The sequence below is a fragment of the Streptacidiphilus monticola genome (assembly GCF_042658505.1).
In the GTDB taxonomy this organism is placed as follows: domain Bacteria; phylum Actinomycetota; class Actinomycetes; order Streptomycetales; family Streptomycetaceae; genus Streptacidiphilus; species Streptacidiphilus monticola.
In genome coordinates, this window is record NZ_JBHSQJ010000051.1 from 26,831 (window position 1) to 42,946 (window position 16,116).

Annotated in this window: 15 protein-coding genes; 8 read left to right on the forward strand and 7 right to left on the reverse strand. The window is 73.6% G+C overall.

The features are described from left to right. Positions 1-120: 120 nt before the first annotated feature. The 6 genes from ACFP3V_RS13430 to ssd form a co-directional block, all read right to left on the reverse strand. A complete protein-coding gene (locus ACFP3V_RS13430) occupies positions 121-486 on the reverse strand; it encodes a TadE family type IV pilus minor pilin (RefSeq protein WP_380583252.1) in 366 nt (121 codons plus the stop codon). A gap of 85 nt (positions 487-571) precedes the next feature. Further along, entirely contained in the window at positions 572-985 is a 414-nt protein-coding gene (locus ACFP3V_RS13435) for a DUF4244 domain-containing protein (RefSeq protein ID WP_380583212.1), read from the reverse strand. 31 nt (positions 986-1,016) lie between these two features. Further along, positions 1,017-1,784: a type II secretion system F family protein gene (locus ACFP3V_RS13440; protein WP_380583213.1), complete on the reverse strand. Its 768-nt coding sequence runs from the start codon at positions 1,782-1,784 to the stop codon at positions 1,017-1,019. Between the two features lie 220 nt (positions 1,785-2,004). Then, the gene (locus ACFP3V_RS13445; RefSeq protein WP_380583214.1) at positions 2,005-2,910 is read right to left on the reverse strand and encodes a type II secretion system F family protein; all 906 of its coding nucleotides are present in this window, start codon (positions 2,908-2,910) and stop codon (positions 2,005-2,007) included. Beyond that, positions 2,907-4,217: a TadA family conjugal transfer-associated ATPase gene (locus tag ACFP3V_RS13450; RefSeq protein WP_380583215.1), complete on the reverse strand. Its 1,311-nt coding sequence runs from the start codon at positions 4,215-4,217 to the stop codon at positions 2,907-2,909. Before ACFP3V_RS13450 ends, ACFP3V_RS13445 begins: the two co-directional genes overlap by 4 nt. Continuing rightward, positions 4,214-5,371, reverse strand: coding sequence for a septum site-determining protein Ssd (gene ssd, locus ACFP3V_RS13455; protein ID WP_380583216.1), 1,158 nt, complete (start codon positions 5,369-5,371; stop codon positions 4,214-4,216). The genes ACFP3V_RS13450 and ssd overlap by 4 nt, the downstream gene beginning before the upstream one ends. Before the next feature lie 436 nt (positions 5,372-5,807). Here ssd and ACFP3V_RS13460 point away from each other — a divergent pair, with 436 nt between their 5' ends. Beyond that, on the forward strand, positions 5,808-6,647 hold the full coding sequence (locus ACFP3V_RS13460) for an HAD family hydrolase (protein ID WP_380583253.1): 840 nt from the start codon (positions 5,808-5,810) through the stop codon (positions 6,645-6,647). Positions 6,648-7,143: 496 nt separating this feature from the next. Here ACFP3V_RS13460 and ACFP3V_RS13465 read toward each other — a convergent pair whose 3' ends face one another. Further along, positions 7,144-8,034 (reverse strand): Fic family protein, encoded by an 891-nt coding sequence (locus ACFP3V_RS13465; RefSeq protein ID WP_380583217.1) that lies wholly within the window; start codon positions 8,032-8,034, stop codon positions 7,144-7,146. Between the two features lie 203 nt (positions 8,035-8,237). Here ACFP3V_RS13465 and ACFP3V_RS13470 point away from each other — a divergent pair, with 203 nt between their 5' ends. The 7 genes from ACFP3V_RS13470 (at position 8,238) to ACFP3V_RS13500 (ending at position 16,049) form a co-directional block, all read left to right on the forward strand. Beyond that, on the forward strand, positions 8,238-9,215 hold the full coding sequence (locus tag ACFP3V_RS13470; protein WP_380583218.1) for an ATP-binding protein: 978 nt from the start codon (positions 8,238-8,240) through the stop codon (positions 9,213-9,215). 157 nt (positions 9,216-9,372) lie between these two features. Further along, a complete protein-coding gene (locus tag ACFP3V_RS13475; protein ID WP_380583219.1) occupies positions 9,373-10,047 on the forward strand; it encodes a carbonic anhydrase in 675 nt (224 codons plus the stop codon). A 135-nt stretch (positions 10,048-10,182) separates the two neighbouring features. Next, the gene (gene acs, locus ACFP3V_RS13480) at positions 10,183-12,141 is read left to right on the forward strand and encodes an acetate--CoA ligase (RefSeq protein ID WP_380583220.1); all 1,959 of its coding nucleotides are present in this window, start codon (positions 10,183-10,185) and stop codon (positions 12,139-12,141) included. A 230-nt stretch (positions 12,142-12,371) separates the two neighbouring features. Then, positions 12,372-13,202, forward strand: a complete 831-nt coding sequence (locus ACFP3V_RS13485; RefSeq protein WP_380583221.1) for an alpha/beta fold hydrolase — start codon at positions 12,372-12,374, stop codon at positions 13,200-13,202. 24 nt (positions 13,203-13,226) lie between these two features. Further along, positions 13,227-14,519 (forward strand): Na+/H+ antiporter NhaA, encoded by a 1,293-nt coding sequence (nhaA, locus tag ACFP3V_RS13490; RefSeq protein ID WP_380583222.1) that lies wholly within the window; start codon positions 13,227-13,229, stop codon positions 14,517-14,519. A gap of 71 nt (positions 14,520-14,590) precedes the next feature. Beyond that, a complete protein-coding gene (locus tag ACFP3V_RS13495) occupies positions 14,591-15,031 on the forward strand; it encodes a phage holin family protein (protein WP_380583223.1) in 441 nt (146 codons plus the stop codon). An 88-nt stretch (positions 15,032-15,119) separates the two neighbouring features. Further along, on the forward strand, positions 15,120-16,049 hold the full coding sequence (locus ACFP3V_RS13500) for an alpha/beta fold hydrolase (RefSeq protein ID WP_380583224.1): 930 nt from the start codon (positions 15,120-15,122) through the stop codon (positions 16,047-16,049). The last annotated feature ends 67 nt before the right edge of the window (positions 16,050-16,116 follow it).

Sequence of the window (16,116 nt, forward strand, 5' to 3'; positions counted from 1 at the left end):
CCGCGGCCGCCAGGCCGAGGACGACGGACAACGCCAGCAGCGCCACGGCGACCAGGCCCACCACCACGACGGTCACCGACCCCCGATCCCCGTCCCGCCCACACGGGAACTGACGAAGCATCACCGGACGGCCCCCTCCGCGTCCGGCTCGACCCGAGCCACCGCCGTGGCGCCGACGCCGACCGACAGGGCCCGGCCGAACCCGCCCGGACCCGCGCTGCGGGCCGTCACCGCGACCCGCACCAGGTCACCGGACCAGCTGACCACCACCCGCGCGCCGGGCGGCGCCGCCGCCCGAACGGCAGCCTGGACCGCCGGCTCGGGGTCGCCGCGGGCCGCCGCACGCGCGCCCTCGCGGGCGGCGTCGACACAGCGCAGCTGCGCCGCCCCGGCCACCGCGCCCCATAGCAGCACGCCCAGCAGGAGCACCAACGCGGGGAGGACGACGGCGAGTTCGGCGGTGGCGTACCCCGCGTCGCCGCCCAGGCGCCCGGACCTCCGGCCCCGGCGGCAGTGGAGTCCGGCAGGAGGCCGGGGCCAGGACCGCCGCCGGGGCAGGCACCTGCGCCGTTCACACCGCACTGAGGGCCTTCTTGATGATGCCGGTGAGCAGCGCGGACACCGCGCCGCCCGTGAGCAGCTTGTACAGCAGCGCTGCGAACCCGCAGGCGGCCACCGTTCCGACGGCGTACTCGGCCGTGGTCATCCCGGAGTCCGCGCGGCAGCGCCGGAGCCGGGCCCGGAGCAGGCTCGCCAGGTGCCAGGCCCAGGCCTGGACGACGACCATCACGAGCACCGAACTGTGGCGCAACCGGCGGACGCAGAGCGCAGCGACGGGCACCGACCTGGGCGGCGACACCGACGCGTACGACACCGACGCGCCCGACACCGACGGGTGCGACACCGAGGGGTGCGACTTCGACGCCGACCCCGGCGAGGACGACCTCGGGGCGGCGAGGACAGGCGCGGAGGCGAGTGCGGACATGCGGACCAACTCCTCTGAGAGCGAAGGCGGATCAGAACCGGGAGAGGAACCCCCCGGTCAGGCCGGTGACCACCGGCACGACTCCCACCAGCACGAAGGCCGGCAGGAAGCAGAGGCCCAGCGGGGCCGTGGCCAGGACGCCCGCACGGCGGACGCGGGCCTGGGCGGCGGAGGCCGCCGTGCGGCGGGCGGTCTCCGCGAGCCGGACGAGCGCGGACGCGGGCGGCGCTCCACTGGCGTCGGCGCGGAGCAGACAGCGGGCGAGCCCGGCGAGTTCCGGCTCCTCGCCCAGTCGCGCCCACGCCCCTTCGGGGGGCGTGCCGACGGCCAACTCGGCCGCCACCAGGCGGAGCCGTCCGGCCATCGGCTCTGGTAGCACCGACGCCACCGCGGCCGCCGCCTGGGCGGGGGCACCCCACGACGCCAGACAGGCAGCCAACAGGTCGGCAGCGAGCGGAAGTTGTCTCCGCAGGGCCGCCGACCGCTGTTCGGCCTCCCGCTCGCCGGGCGTGGCCGGACTGGGCAGCAGGCGCCAGCAGGCGCTGCCCACGACGGCGCCGACCAGCACTCCGGCAGGGCCGCCCAGCAGTACGGCGATCCCACCGCCGGCGAGGACGGCCGCCGCTCGCGGTACCGCCCTGCCCGAGGGCAGTCTGGGTCTTCGCCGCTCGGCCCGGGCCACGGTGAGTTCAAGACCGGCGGCGGACGCCCGGCGTAGTGCCCGCCGCCGAACCAGTGCCCAAGCCCCCACCGCCCCCAGCCCGCCGAGGACCACCGCGATCGCCAACCACAGCTCCACCGCTGCCTCCTCCCGCTCAGACCTGTCGCATGCCGCCCGCTCGGGCCCGAGGCCGAGCGGGCGTAACCCGGACGCACGCCCACCGAGGAGCCGCGCCCGGCGCCGCCTGGCGGCATCTGCCCCCCGGCCAGGCACCCGGGCCGCCGGCAATCCGCCGTCGCCGGGCGTCGTCGAACCGGCCGGCCAAGGGCAACGCAGGCAGTCCGGGCCGGGCCGGGCGTCAGCATGCAGCGCGGGCAGACCTGGCGAGGCGTTCGGTCCACCACAGCCCGGCCGTTTCGAGCAGGAGGCCGAAGGCCAAGCAGCCGAGGCCCGCGGGGGTGTGCAGCAGCACGTCGAGGGGGCGTGCGCCGAGCGCCCCGCCGAGCGTCAGGCCGAACAGCGGGAGCCCCGCCAGCAGCCAGGCCGTGGACCTCGCCCCGGCGAGCTCCGCCGCCACGGACGCGGCCAACTCCTGCTCACCGCGCAGCGCTTCCGCAACCCGGTCCACAGCACCGGCCAGGCCGGCGCCGCCCGCCGCCGCCAACTCCCAGCAGGCGGCCACCGCGTGGGCCCCTTCCGCGCCCGGCTCGCGGGCCAGGGCTCGGAACGCGTCCGGCACGCTGCCGCCGAAGCGGGCGGCGGCCAGCAGGCCGGAACGGTCGAGCACCGACGGCTCGACGACCGCCATCTCCACCGCCTGGTGCGGCGTCGCCCCGGCCCGCAACTCCGCCGAGAGCGCCACGCACAGCTCGGTGACCGCCGCCTGCCGCGCCTGCCTGGCCCGCTCGTCGGCCCGACGTCGCCGCAGGCGTATCAGCGGCACCACACTCCCCGCCCCCAGCAGCATCGGCACCACCGACCAGGTGGCCACCGCCGACGCCAAACCGACGGGAACCAGGGCGAGTTCGGGATGGCGCAGCAGCGGACCGGTGCGCACCCGCACCGCCCACGCCCGGGCCAGGCGCCCGAAGGGCACGTCCTCGTCCGGCCCCAGGCCCTCACCCTCTCTGCCGCCGCTGCCGCCCGGTCCCAGGGCGCGTCTGCGCCGCTGCACCGTCTCCCGGCGCGAGTAGCGCCAAGCACCCCAGCCGATCAGGCACAGCGCCAGCCCGGTCCCCGCCGCCTGCACCATCTGCCAGGTCATGCCGCCACCGTCCGTCCGCCTGCCGGGGCCGACCGCTCCTCCACGGCGGTGCCGCCCCGCTCCTCGACGGCGGTGCCGCCCCGCTCGTCCTCGTCCAGCCGCTCCAACTCGTCCCCGCACCAGTGCTCCAGCTGCGCCCAGCCGGGCCCCAACTCCGGCGCTCCGTCGGCCTCGGCGAAGCGAACGGCCGGGACGGCGACGACCAGGCCGTCCTGACCCCGCGTCAGCACTCGTACCTCGGTGACCCGGCGCCGCCCGTCCACCCGGGCCCGGCCCACGTGCACGACCACCTGGAGGGCAGCAGCCAGCTGACCGTGCAGGGCCTCCCGGCCCAGACCCGCTGAGGAGGCCAGCGCCTCCAGCCGGGCCGGGACATCCTCCGCCGCGTTGGCGTGGACAGTCCCGCAGCCGCCCTCATGACCGGTGTTCAGGGCGGCCAGCAGATCGACGACCTCGGCACCGCGGACCTCGCCGACGACCAGCCGGTCGGGGCGCATCCGCAGCGCCTGCCGGACGAGGTCGCGCAGTGCCACCTCGCCGACGCCCTCCTGGTTGGGTGGACGGCTCTCCAGCCGGACCACATGGGGATGGTCGGGGCGCAGCTCCGCCGAGTCCTCCACGATGAGCAGCCGTTCCCGCGGGCCGACCAGGCCCAGCAGGGCAGCGAGCAGGGTGGTCTTGCCGGAGCCGGTGCCGCCGGAGATGACGAAGGCGAGGCGTGAACGGACCACCGCCCGCAGCAGCCAGGCGCCCCAGGCCGTCAGGGCACCCGCCCGAACCAGCTCGGTCAGGGTGAACGGCCGGCTGCGGCTGACCCGGAGCGAGAGCGCCGTGCCGCCGACGGCGACCGGCGGTAGCACCGCGTGCAGCCGTACGCCGTCCGGCAGCCGGGCGTCGGCCCAGGGCCGGGCGTCGTCCAGGCGGCGCCCGGCCGTCTGCGCCAGCCGCTGGGCGAGCCGGCGGACCGCCCGCTCGTCGGCGAAGCGCACCCCGCGGGCGCGCTCCAGACCCTGCCCCCGGTCGACCCACACCTCGCGGGGCCCGTTGACCAGCACGTCGGTGACCGCGGGATCGGCGAGCAGCGCGTCGAGCGGCCCCGCGCCGACCATCTCGGAGCGCAACTCCCGGACGATGTCCAGCACTTCGGAGTCCCCGTAGGGGCGGCCCTCGGCCCGCAGGGCCGCCGCGACGCGCGCGGTGCTCGGCTCGGCGCCCGCCTCGGCGAGGCGCAGCCGCACCGAGTCCAGCAGGTCCTGGTGTCCGCCCCGCGCGGTGAAGCTGATGCTCCCGCCCATGCCGCCGCTCATGCCGCCATCCCCGATCCGTCGAGCGGGCCCGCGAATCCGCCCAGGCCGGGGCGTCCACTGCCGGCCAGAGCCTCCGTCAGAAAGGCTGCGCAGAACCGCCCGAGCGGGCCTCGCGGCCGGGAGCCGGGCGGCCGCCCGTGCTCCAGGTCGGCCGCCAGCCCCGGCTCGGCGGCCAGCTCACCCGCCAGCGGCAGCCGTACCCCTCGGGCCACCTCCGCTCCGGTGAGGCCGCTGGGCGCCGGGCCCCGGACCACCGCCCGCAGATCCGCGAGGCGCATCCGCACCAGCGAGGCGACCCGGCCGGAGGCCGTCATGGCCCGCAGCTCGGCGGGGACCACCAGCAGCCCCAGATCCGCCTGGGCCAGCGCCTCGGCCGCCGCCTCGTCCACCCGGCGCGGCAGATCGACCACGACGACGCCGCCACGGCGGCGGGCCGCACCCAGCACCGTCCGCATCGCCTCGCCCGGGATGCCGAGCACATCCCCACGGTCCCAACTCAGCGCCAGCAGCCGGTGGATGCGGGGCAGCGCCCGCTCCAGCTCCAGCGCGTTGACCCTTCCGCGCGAGGCCGCGAGATCGGGCCAGCGCAGCCCGGCCGCCTCCTCGCCGCCGAGCAGGACGTCCAGCCCGCCGCCGAGCGGATCCCCGTCGACCAGGACGCTGCGCTGTCCCTCGCGGGCGGCGGTGACGGCCAGGGCGCAGGCGAGCGTCGACGCCCCCGCGCCGCCGCGCCCGCCGACGACCGCGACCGTCAGCGCCTGGGCGCCGACGCCCTCGGCGGGGTCGGGCACCCGGTCCAGCAGCCAGTCCTCCGCGTCGGGAAGGAAGACGACGTGCTCGGCGCCGATGCCGACGGCTCGCTGCCAGACCCCGACGTCGTCGAGATCCCGGCCGACCAGCACCACGCCGCGCCGCCGGGACAGCCCGACCATCCGCTCCGCGACGTCGTCCCCGACGACCACGAGCGGGGCGGCGCCCCAGGCCTGGCGCGGCGGGGGCGCACCGCAGACCAGGTGCGGATCCGCCCCGGCCGCGGCGCAGATCCTCAGCAGCGACTCGATGAGCGCGTCGTCCTCGGTGACGACGAGCGGGCAGTGGTACGGCCCGGGCACTTCCCCGGGTGTTGCGGACGGCGCTCCTGGCGTCCCGGGCATGGCAGCCTCCCCCGTGTGAACGGTGGCTCGCACGGTGCTCCGTGCGATACGGGAATCACGGTGCCGCCAAATGCAGAAGATGCTCCGTCCGGGCCGAAATCCGTGGATAACTCACGTCCTGTGGAAAACCCGCTCACCCTTACGAATCACTTATGCGGCAGAAGGTTGACGCGGACTCGTACAGATGACGGATCCGGAGATAGCGTGACGCTCGGAAGAGCCGACGAGAACCCCTGCGGCCTGCGCAAACGGGCCCGGACATGCGACGACCCCCGCCGGGGGGGAGAGCGGGGGTCGTCCTCCGCAGCCCGACTCGGGGGGGGAGGAGCCGGACTGGGTTAGCACGGTCGCGAACGATCCGTGACTTCCATGGTGTACCCGAACGCCTTCTCAAGCAAACCCACGCGCCGGGTCTTGGGCCGAATGAGGGGCGCATATCCTCGTCCCCGTGGAAAACCACTCGTCGGCAAGCCCGGGCCGCACCGCGGCCTTCTTCGACCTCGACAAGACAGTGATCGCCAAGTCCAGCGCGCTCGCCTTCAGCGGCCCCCTGTACCGGGGCGGTCTGATCAACCGGCGGGCGGTGCTGAAGAGCGCCTACGCCCAGTTCGTCTTCCTGGCGGGCGGCGCCGACCACGACCAGATGGAGAAGATGCGCCAGTACCTCTCCTCCCTGGCCCGCGGCTGGAACGTCGCCCAGGTCCGCGAGATCGTCGCGGAGACCCTGCACGACCTGATCGACCCGCTCATCTACGACGAGGCCGCCGAGCTCATCGAGGCGCACCACCTGGCCGGCCGGGACGTCGTGATCGTCAGCAGCTCGGGCTCCGAACTCGTCGAGCCCATCGGGGAGATGCTCGGTGTCGACCACGTCATCGCGACCCGGATGGCCGAGGCCGAGGGCCGGTACACGGGCGAGATCGAGTACTACGCCTACGGCCCGACCAAGGCCGAGGCGATCCGGGAGCTGGCCCGGCAGCAGGGCTACGACCTCGCCGAGAGCTTCGCGTACAGCGATTCGGTGACCGACCTGCCGCTGCTGGAGTCCGTCGGCCATCCGCACGCCGTCAACCCGGACCGCGGGCTGCGCAGGGAGGCCGCCGCGCGCGGCTGGCCGGTGCTGGTGTTCACCCGTCCGGTCCAACTGCGCCAGCGGACCCGGGCCTTGGCCGTGCCGAGCCGCGGTGTGCTGCTCGCCGCGGCGCTCGCCGCCGGGCTGACCGCGGCCGGCCTGGTCTGGTACGCGGCCTCGCGCCGCCGGGGCGGACCGGCCTGACGCGGCGTCGGACCGGTCCGCCGGACGCGGCTCCGGATGCCGGGCCGGAAGCGGCAGGGTAAAGAAGCGAGCGCCTGGGTTCCGCTTTCCCGCGAACGGAGTTACAAAGGAGGTACGGCCCGCGAGACCAGGCGGCATCCCCAGTTCGCGAAGGAGCCCGCTGAAGCGTCAGGCCCCACGGACCGCGCACAACCCCCGGGCACCCACGCGCCGCCCAGCCCGCGGTAGGGCAGCGTCACCCGGCGAACGGGGCTGGATCCCCCGCCGGATGCGCAACTGGAGATGGCAGCACGCACTGGTCACCCGGCCGTTGTGCCAGCGGGGGGTCCCCCGCAGGGGAGCCGCNNCCGCCGCAACCCTGTCCGGAGCCCGACGGGCCGGAGGCACAGGGGCCACCGGGGCGCACAAAGGTCACCGGGGCGAACAAGCATCACCGGGGTACAGGCATCACCGGGGTACAGGCATCACCCGACACCCGTCGGCGGAGCGCCCGGGCTCAGACCATGCCCCGCTGCATCGCCTCGCAGACTGCCGTGGTCTCCCGCACACCCAGGCGCAGCGCCCGCGACAGGTGGCCGATCCAGGCCGCCATCCCCTCCGGCGTCCCGGAGGCGTAACCCGCGAGCGCGGCGCGGTAGTCGGCGGTGCCGAGCTCCACCAGGCCGACCTCGCTCGGACAGATCGCCTTCGGGTCCAGTCCCTCCGCGAGCAGCACCAGTCGCTGCGCCGCGCGGGCCACCAGTCCGTTGTGGGAGGGGAACGGACGGAGCGTCAGCAGCTCCCCGTGGACGACGGCGGCGACGACCAGGGCCGGGGCCGTGTCGGTGTTGGGCCGCTTGGGCGCATCGGCGCGGGCGGCGAGCAGCTGGGCCAGGCCGTCGAGGCGGGCCGCGACCTCGTCCGCCGCGGGGGTGGCGACGGCGGGGAACTCCGGCAGCGGGGCCGCGTCCGCGAACTTCTCCGTCGCGGCCAGCTCGGCGGGCAGCGCCTCGGGGGCCGGCTCACCGGCGACCCGCGGGCGGCCGCCCTCGCCGGCGGCGAGCAGGTGCAGCCGGGCCAGCACCTGCAGCGGGGAGTGGCGCCAGACCCCGACCAGCTGGCCGATCTCGACATTGAGCCGCAACGCGCCGCCGACCGTGCGGGCCTCATCGTCCTGGCCGTAGTCGGTACGGCGGCGGACCTCCTCGAGCGGCCAGTCGGCGCCCTCCAGGGCGGCCGACGCGCGGGCGCCGCGCAGGGCGGACTCGGAGGTGACCTCCTCGGCACGACGGCGCATCACCCGGTGGCCGTAGACGCGGTCCACGGCCCGGCGGGCCTCGGCGACGGCCTCCGGAACCCCCGGGAGGTGTCCGAGCGGGGCCAGCGGGTCGGTGTAGGGAGTGCTCACGGAGCGAGCCTACGGAACCGCCGGGCCGGGCTCCGCCCCGGACGGAGTGGGGTGTGTCACCCGGATCACACGAACGAGTCAAGGATCTGTGAAAGCGCGGCTCCCGGTGGCTACGCATCGCTACGATGAACACAGTCGGTGACGATAACGATTCCCAATAAGCCGGGACGCCCACCCCGGCCCCAGTACCGGAGTTCACCTCAATGAAGATCGCGTTCGTCGGCAAGGGCGGCAGCGGCAAGACCACGCTCTCCTCCCTCTTCGTCCGCCGCCTCGCCACCGCGGGCCACCCGGTCCTCGCGGTGGACGCCGACATCAACCAACATCTGGGCGCCGCCCTCGGGTTGACGGACGATCAGGCCGCTGCCGTGCCGGCCATGGGCGCGCATCTGGACGAGATCAAGGACTACCTGCGCGGCAGCAACCCGCGGATCGCGGACGCCGCTTCGATGATCAAGACGACCCCGCCGGGGCGCGGCTCCCGGCTGCTGCGGATCGTCGAGGACAACCCGGTGTGGCGGCGCTGCGCCCGGCCGGTGACGGTGGACGGGGCCTCGCTGCGCCTGCTGGCCACCGGCGCGTTCACCGAGGAGGACCTCGGCGTCGCCTGCTTCCACTCCAAGGTCGGCGCGGTGGAGCTGTGCCTGAACCACCTGGTGGACGGTCAGGGCGAGTACGTGGTCGTCGACATGACGGCGGGTTCGGACTCCTTCGCCTCCGGGCTGTTCACCCGCTTCGATCTGACCGTGCTGGTGGTGGAGCCGACGCGGAAGGGCGTCTCGGTATACCGGCAGTACCGGGACTACGCGGCCGACTTCGACGTCCACCTGAAGGTCGTGGGCAACAAGGTGCAGCACGAGGACGACGCGGCGTTCCTGCGGGAGGAGGTCGGGCCGGACCTGCTGGCCGTGTTCGGCCAGTCGGCCTGGGTGCGGCGCACCGAGCAGGGGCGGACGCCGGCGTTCGAGGAGCTGGAGCCCGCGAATGCGTCGGTGCTCCAGACCCTGCACGCCGCCGCCGACGCGTCGTACGAACTCCGGGACCCGGAGCGGTACATGAGGCAGATGGTCGACTTCCACCTGCGCAACGCGGCGAGCTGGGGCAACGCCAAGACGGGCGTCGACCTGGCCGCCCAGGTGGATCCGGGCTTCGTCCTCGGCGGGGATCCGTTGCACGTGTGAGCGGCGGCCGCGAAAGGGCCCGCTCCCCCAACGGGTGAATCCACTTCCCAGATCACCAAGACTCGGCAAAGCTCTCATTACTGTTCATTTACCGAATGGTGCCGCACCAAGCCGCCGCCGAGCCCTGGCCTCGCCCCTGGCCTGATGGAGACACCCCATGAAGAGCATCACCGCCGCCGTCGAGCTCACCGGGATCCGGGACTTCCAGACGTTCACCGCCCCGTCCCTGCGCCCCGAACTCGCCCGCCTGGCCCGCGAGGGCCAGGCGCCCAGCCAGCTGTTCATCACCTGCGCCGACTCGCGCATGGTCCCCAACGTGATCACCAGCAGCGGGCCGGGTGAGCTGTTCACCGTCCGCAACATCGGCAACCTCGTGCCCCCGCCCGACGCCGCCGAGGACTCCGTCTCCGCCGCCATCGAGTACGCCGTCGACGTGCTGGGGGTACGGGTGATCACGGTCTGCGGGCACTCGGGCTGCGGTGCCATGCAGAGCCTGCTGCACGGCGCGCACCGCCGGGACGGCGGCGCCCGGACGCCGCTGACTCGCTGGCTCCGGCTGGGCCAGGACTCGCTGCAGCGGGTCCGCCACATGCCGCCCCGGCTGCTCGGGCAGGCGCCCTCGCACGACCCCCTGGAGCGGCTCTGCCTCACCAACGTCGTCCAGCAGGTGGAGAACCTGCGCGCCCACCCCAGCGTCCACCGGCGGGTGAAATCGGGGGAGTTGAGGTTGACCGGGCTGTACTTCGACATCGCGGCGGCGCAGACCTTCGTGCTCTCCCGCAGCGGACGCGCCTTCGTCCCGGTGCGCCCGGACGTCGGGACCGCGGCCTGACCCGGCGACGGGACCCGCTCGTGCCCGCCTCCCAGCAGAGGTCTACACCAATTTTTCCGGATGCTCTTGTCAGGCCCCCCTGCAGCCTGGTGAGCTAGGTCACGCACTGAACCTGGACACTCTGAGGAGCGCGCGTTGAGCAGCAACGAGAGCCTGGCGAACCTGCTGAAGGAGGAGCGGCGCTTCGCCCCGCCCGGGGAGCTCGCCGCCGCCGCGAACGTCACCGCCGAGGCCTACGGGCGGGCCAAGGCGGACCGCCTGGCCTTCTGGGCGGAGCAGGCACGGCGTCTGACGTGGGCTCAGGAGCCCACCCAGACCCTCGACTGGAGCAACCCGCCCTTCGCGAAGTGGTTCGCGGACGGCAAGCTCAACGTCGCCTACAACTGCGTGGACCGCCACGTGGAGGCCGGCCTCGGCGACCGGGTCGCGATCCACTTCGAGGGCGAGCCGGGCGACTCCCGCGCCATCACCTACGCCGAGCTCAAGGACGAGGTCGCCAAGGCCGCCAACGCCCTGCTGGAGCTGGGCATCCGCAAGGGCGACCGGGTCGCGGTCTACCTGCCGATGATCCCCGAGGCCGTCGTGGCGATGCTGGCCTGCGCCCGGATCGGCGCGCCGCACTCCGTCGTCTTCGGCGGCTTCTCCGCCGACGCCGTGGCTTCCCGGATCCAGGACGCCGACGCCAAGCTGGTGATCACCGCGGACGGCGGGTACCGCCGCGGCAAGCCGTCCGCGCTCAAGCCGGCCATCGACACCGCCCTGGAGTCCTGCCCGCAGGTCGAGCACGTCCTGGTGGTCCGCCGGACCGGACAGGAGACCGCCTGGACCGAGGGCCGCGACGTCTGGTGGGACGAGATCACGGCCCGTCAGTCCACCGCGCACACCCCCGAGGCGCACGACGCCGAGCACCCGCTGTTCATCCTCTACACCTCGGGCACCACCGGTAAGCCGAAGGGCATCCTGCACACCACCGGCGGCTACCTGACCCAGACCGCCTTCACCCACCACGCCGTCTTCGACCTCAAGCCGGAGACCGACGTCTACTGGTGCACCGCCGACATCGGCTGGGTCACCGGCCACTCGTACATCGTCTACGGGCCGCTGGCCAACGGCGCGACGCAGGTGATGTACGAGGGCACCCCGGACACCCCGCACCAGGGCCGGATCTTCGAGATCGTGCAGAAGTACGGCGTCACCATCCTCTACACCGCGCCGACGCTGATCCGCACGTGGATGAAGTGGGGCGACGCCATCCCCGCCAAGTTCGACCTGTCCTCGCTGCGCCTCCTCGGCAGCGTCGGCGAGCCGATCAACCCCGAGGCGTGGATCTGGTACCGCGAGCACATCGGCGGCGGCCGCTGCCCGATCGTGGACACGTGGTGGCAGACCGAGACCGGCTCCATCATGATCTCCCCGCTGCCCGGCGTCACCGAGGCCAAGCCCGGCTCCGCCCAGGTCCCGCTGCCCGGCATCTCGGCGACCGTGGTGGACGACGAGGCCCACGAGGTCCCCGACGGCAGCGGCGGCTACCTGGTGCTGACCGAGCCCTGGCCGTCGATGCTGCGCACGATCTGGGGCGACGACCAGCGCTACGTCGACACCTACTGGTCCCGTTTCGAGGGCCGCTACTTCGCCGGCGACGGCGCGAAGAAGGACGAGGACGGCGACATCTGGCTGCTCGGCCGGGTGGACGACGTGATGCTGGTCTCCGGCCACAACATCTCCACCACGGAGGTCGAGTCCGCCCTGGTCAGCCACCCGCAGGTGGCCGAGGCGGCGGTGGTCGGCGCGACCGACGCGACCACCGGCCAGGCCATCGTGGCCTTCGTCATCCTGCGCGGCACCGCGACCGACAGCGAGGAGCTCGTGGCCGAACTCCGCGACCACGTCGGCAAGGTGCTGGGCCCGATCGCCAAGCCCAAGCGGATCCTGACGGTCAGTGAGCTCCCGAAGACCCGCTCCGGCAAGATCATGCGCCGCCTGCTGCGGGATGTCGCGGAGAACCGCGCCGTCGGCGACGTGACCACGCTGGCGGACTCGACGGTCATGGACCTCATCCAGAGCAAGATGCCCACCGCCCCCTCCGAGGACTGACACCGCGCCAGGCGGCGCAGCCGCCTTCAGGGGCGCGAGGAACTGCGCGACCAGCCCACCCTGGGAGGTTCGTCCCCATGGAACGGGTCGGACCTCCGCGAGTGCTGGGTTGCTCGCGGAGTTCCTCGCGCCCCTGGGGGTGAGCGGCTGACCGATGAGTTCCAGGGTGCGGCTTCGTCCAACCTGCTGAGCGGCTCCGACGGAGGGGCCGATGGGCGCAGGAGGACAGCATGAGCAGCACGCACGCCGTGACGGACGGTCAGGTCGTCTCGCGGGACGGGACGGTGATCGCCTACAGCCGACGGGGTCAGGGCCGGCCCGTCGTGCTCGTGGACGGCGCCCTGTGCCACCGGGGCTTCGGGCCGGCCACCGAGCTCGCGGAGGCGCTCGCCGCGCGGTTCACCGTCTTCACCTACGACCGCCGCGGACGCGGCGCCAGCGGGGACAACCGGGCCCCGGACACACCCTTCACCCTGGACCTGGAGGTGGACGACCTCGCCGCGCTGCTCGACGCGGCCGGGGGCAGTGCCATGGTCTACGGCATCTCCTCGGGCGCGGCGCTCGCGCTCGCCGCCGCCGACCGGCTGCCGGGGATCACTCGACTGGCCCTCTACGAGGCCCCGTTCGTCGTCGACGACGGGTGGCAGCCGCTGACCGACGACTTCCGGTCCCGCGTTTCCGCCGCCGTCGAGGCGGGACGCCCCGGGGACGCGGTGAAGCTCTTCATGAGGTACGTGGGCACCCCCGCCCCCGCCGTCGTGGCGATGCGGCTGATGCCGGTGTGGAAGAAGCTCTCCGCCGTCGGTCGCACGCTGCCGCACGACCTCGCGATCGTCGCGCAGCATCCGAGCGGCAAGCCCTTCGGCGCCGCGCCCTGGCCCGGGATCTCCGCGCCGGCGCTGGTCATGGACGGGGGCAGGAGCCCCGCCTGGATGCGCACCGGGACGCGCGCGCTGGCCGAGGCGGTCCCCGGCTCGGCGTACCGGACGCTGCCGGGGCAGACGCACATGCTCAAGACGGAGGCGATCGCGCCGGTGCTCACCGAGTTCTTCGGCGGATGAGGGCGACGCCTCACGGGACGGCATATGTTTGTGGGGATTTGTCCCCGCCGACCCTGCGCCCCGGGAGGATCCGTGCCGCCGACGCCTCGTCAGTTCCTGGGCAGGCTGCCCCTTCCGGAACGGAGGTTCCTGGCGGACGCCCTGCGCGCCGAGACGGTGGGCGGCATCCTGCTGCTCGCCGCCGCGGTCGTCGCACTCGTCTGGGCCAACGTCTGGCCCGGGTCGTACACGCAGGTGAGCGGGTTCCACATCGGCTTCGACACGCCGCTGCACCTGGACCTCACCGTCGAAAGCTGGGCTCAGGACGGGCTGTTGGCGGTCTTCTTCTTCGTGGCGGGCATCGAGCTCAAGCGCGAGCTGGTCTCCGGTGAACTGCGCGACCCGCGGGCGGCCGCGCTGCCGGTCATCGCCGCGGTGTGTGGCGTCGCCCTGCCCGCCGTCGTCTACACCGTCGTCAACTCCGGCCCGGGCGGACACCCGGCCGGATGGGCGGTGCCCACCGCCACCGACATCGCCTTCGCCCTTGGGGTGCTGGCCGTCGTCGGCACCCATCTCCCGTCCTCGCTACGGGCGTTCCTGCTCACCCTGGCCGTCGTGGACGACCTGATCGCCATCCTGATCATCGCGGTGTTCTACAGCTCCGGGATCAAGGGCTGGGCCCTCGGCGCGGCCGCCGCCGGGCTCGTCCTCTTCCACCTGCTGCAGCGGTTCCGGGTACGCGGCTGGTACCTGTACGTGCCGCTGGGGCTGGTGGTCTGGGCGCTGACGCACGAGGCCGGCGTGCACGCCACGGTGGCCGGCGTCGCCATGGGGCTGCTGCTGCGCTGCGACCGCGAGCCGGGGGCCGAGCACTCGCTCGCGGAACAGGTGGAGCACCAGGTCCGCCCGTTCTCGGCAGGCTTCTGCGTCCCGGTCTTCGCCCTCTTCGCCGCCGGGGTGCCGGTCAACGCGCACGCGCTGGCGCAGGTGTTCACCCACGCCACCCCGATCGGCGTGATGCTGGGCCTGCTGCTGGGCAAGAGCCTCGGCGTCTTCGGCGGCTCCTGGCTGACGGCGCGGTTCACCCGGGCCGAGCTCAATCCGGAGCTGACCTGGTCGGACCTGTTCTCGGTCTCGGTGCTGTCGGGCATCGGCTTCACGGTCTCGCTGCTGATCAGCGAACTCGCCTTCGCGCCCGATCACGCGCTGGTCGAGCAGAGCAAGGAAGCGGTGCTGGTGGGTTCACTCGTCTGCGCCGTGCTGGCGACCCTGCTGCTGCGGCGGCGGAACCGCGTCTACCGGGCCCTGAGTGACCAAGAAGACGCATCGACCGCGTAGTGTCCGGTGGTAGGGGTACCGGTACTGACGGCATCATCTGAGTAGTCGTCAACTGCGAGAAGGAGAGCGCGATGCCCGAGCCGACGAGCGAGCGGACCGTCGGACAGCTGTTCGCCGCTGCCACCGCGGACCTGTCCGCGCTGGTGCACGACGAGATCGCGCTGGCCAAGCAGGAGATCCGCAAGGACGTCATCAAGGGCGCCACGGGCGGCGGCGCGTTCGGTGTCGCCGCGGTGATCGGGCTCGCCTCCATCCCCATGTTCAGCTTCGCGGCGGCCTACGGCATCCACTCGTCCGGACTCGGGCTCGTGTGGTGCTTCCTGATCGTCGGCGGCGCGTTCGTCGTGCTGGCGGCGATCGCGGCGCTGCTGGCGGTGCGGGCCTTCAAGAAGATCACGCCGCCGGACCGGACGATCGCCTCGACCAAGGCCACCGTGGACGTCCTGAAGAACGCCAAGCCCCATCCGGCCGTGCCGTCCGCCGACGGCAGCGCCCCCGCGCTGACCCGCTGACCGCACCGCACGGCTCTCGCGCAGCACGCCCGGCGGGGCGGAGCGGCTCGGCTAGGTGGTCGGCGTCGGATGTGACACGCTCTGAGACATGACGACCGAGTTGGGCACGACCGCCGCTTCCTTCGATCCGCGGATCGAGGGGCCGTGGACGCATCGCGAGGTCGCGGCGAACGGGGCGAGGTTCCACATCGCGGAAGCGGGCGAGGGCCCGCTGGTCCTGCTGGTGCACGGCTGGCCGCAGTTCTGGTGGACCTGGCGGCACCAGCTGACCGCGCTCGCGGCGGCCGGGTACCGGGCCGTCGCCGTGGACCTGCGCGGCGTGGGCGGCAGCGACCGCACCCCGCGCGGTTACGACCCCTCCAACATGGCGCTGGACCTGACCGGCGTGATCCGCTCCCTCGGCGTCTCGCAGGCCGCCGTCGTCGGGCACGACTGGGGCGGCTTCCTGGGCTGGACCGCCGCCGCCATGCGACCGCGGCTGGTCGGCCGACTCGCCGTCCTCTCCAGCGCCCACCCGCGTCGGCTGCGCCGGGCGCTGCTGACCGACCGGCGCCAGATCGGCGCCGCCGAGCACCTGCTGGGCCTCCAGCGCCCCTGGCTGCCGGAGCGTCAACTCGCCGCCGACAACGCCGCGATGGTCGGCGAGTACCTGACCGCCTGGTCCGCCCCGGCCCACCGGCCGGAGGAGAAGGAGCTGCTGACGTACCGTCAGGCGATGCTCCTCTCCAACTCCCGGCACTGCTCGATCGAGCCCTTCCGCTGGCTGATGCGGTCGATGGGCCGCCCCGACGGCTTCCAGTTCTCCCGCCGGATGAACCGCCAGCTGCACCTGCCGGTGCTGCACCTGCACGGCGAGCTGGATCCGGTGCTGCTGGAACGGACCGCCCTCGGCTCGGCCGAGTACGTGGACGCGCCCTATCGGTGGCAGCTGCTGCCGGGCGTCGGCCACTACCCGCAGGAGGAGGCCCCCGAGGAGGTCACCTCACTGCTGCTGGAGTGGCTGCAGGCGACGGAGTGACCCACGTCGGCCCGAGGACAGGGGAGCCGAGCAAGTCGGGTAATAGGACAAGCGCATAGGCCAAAGG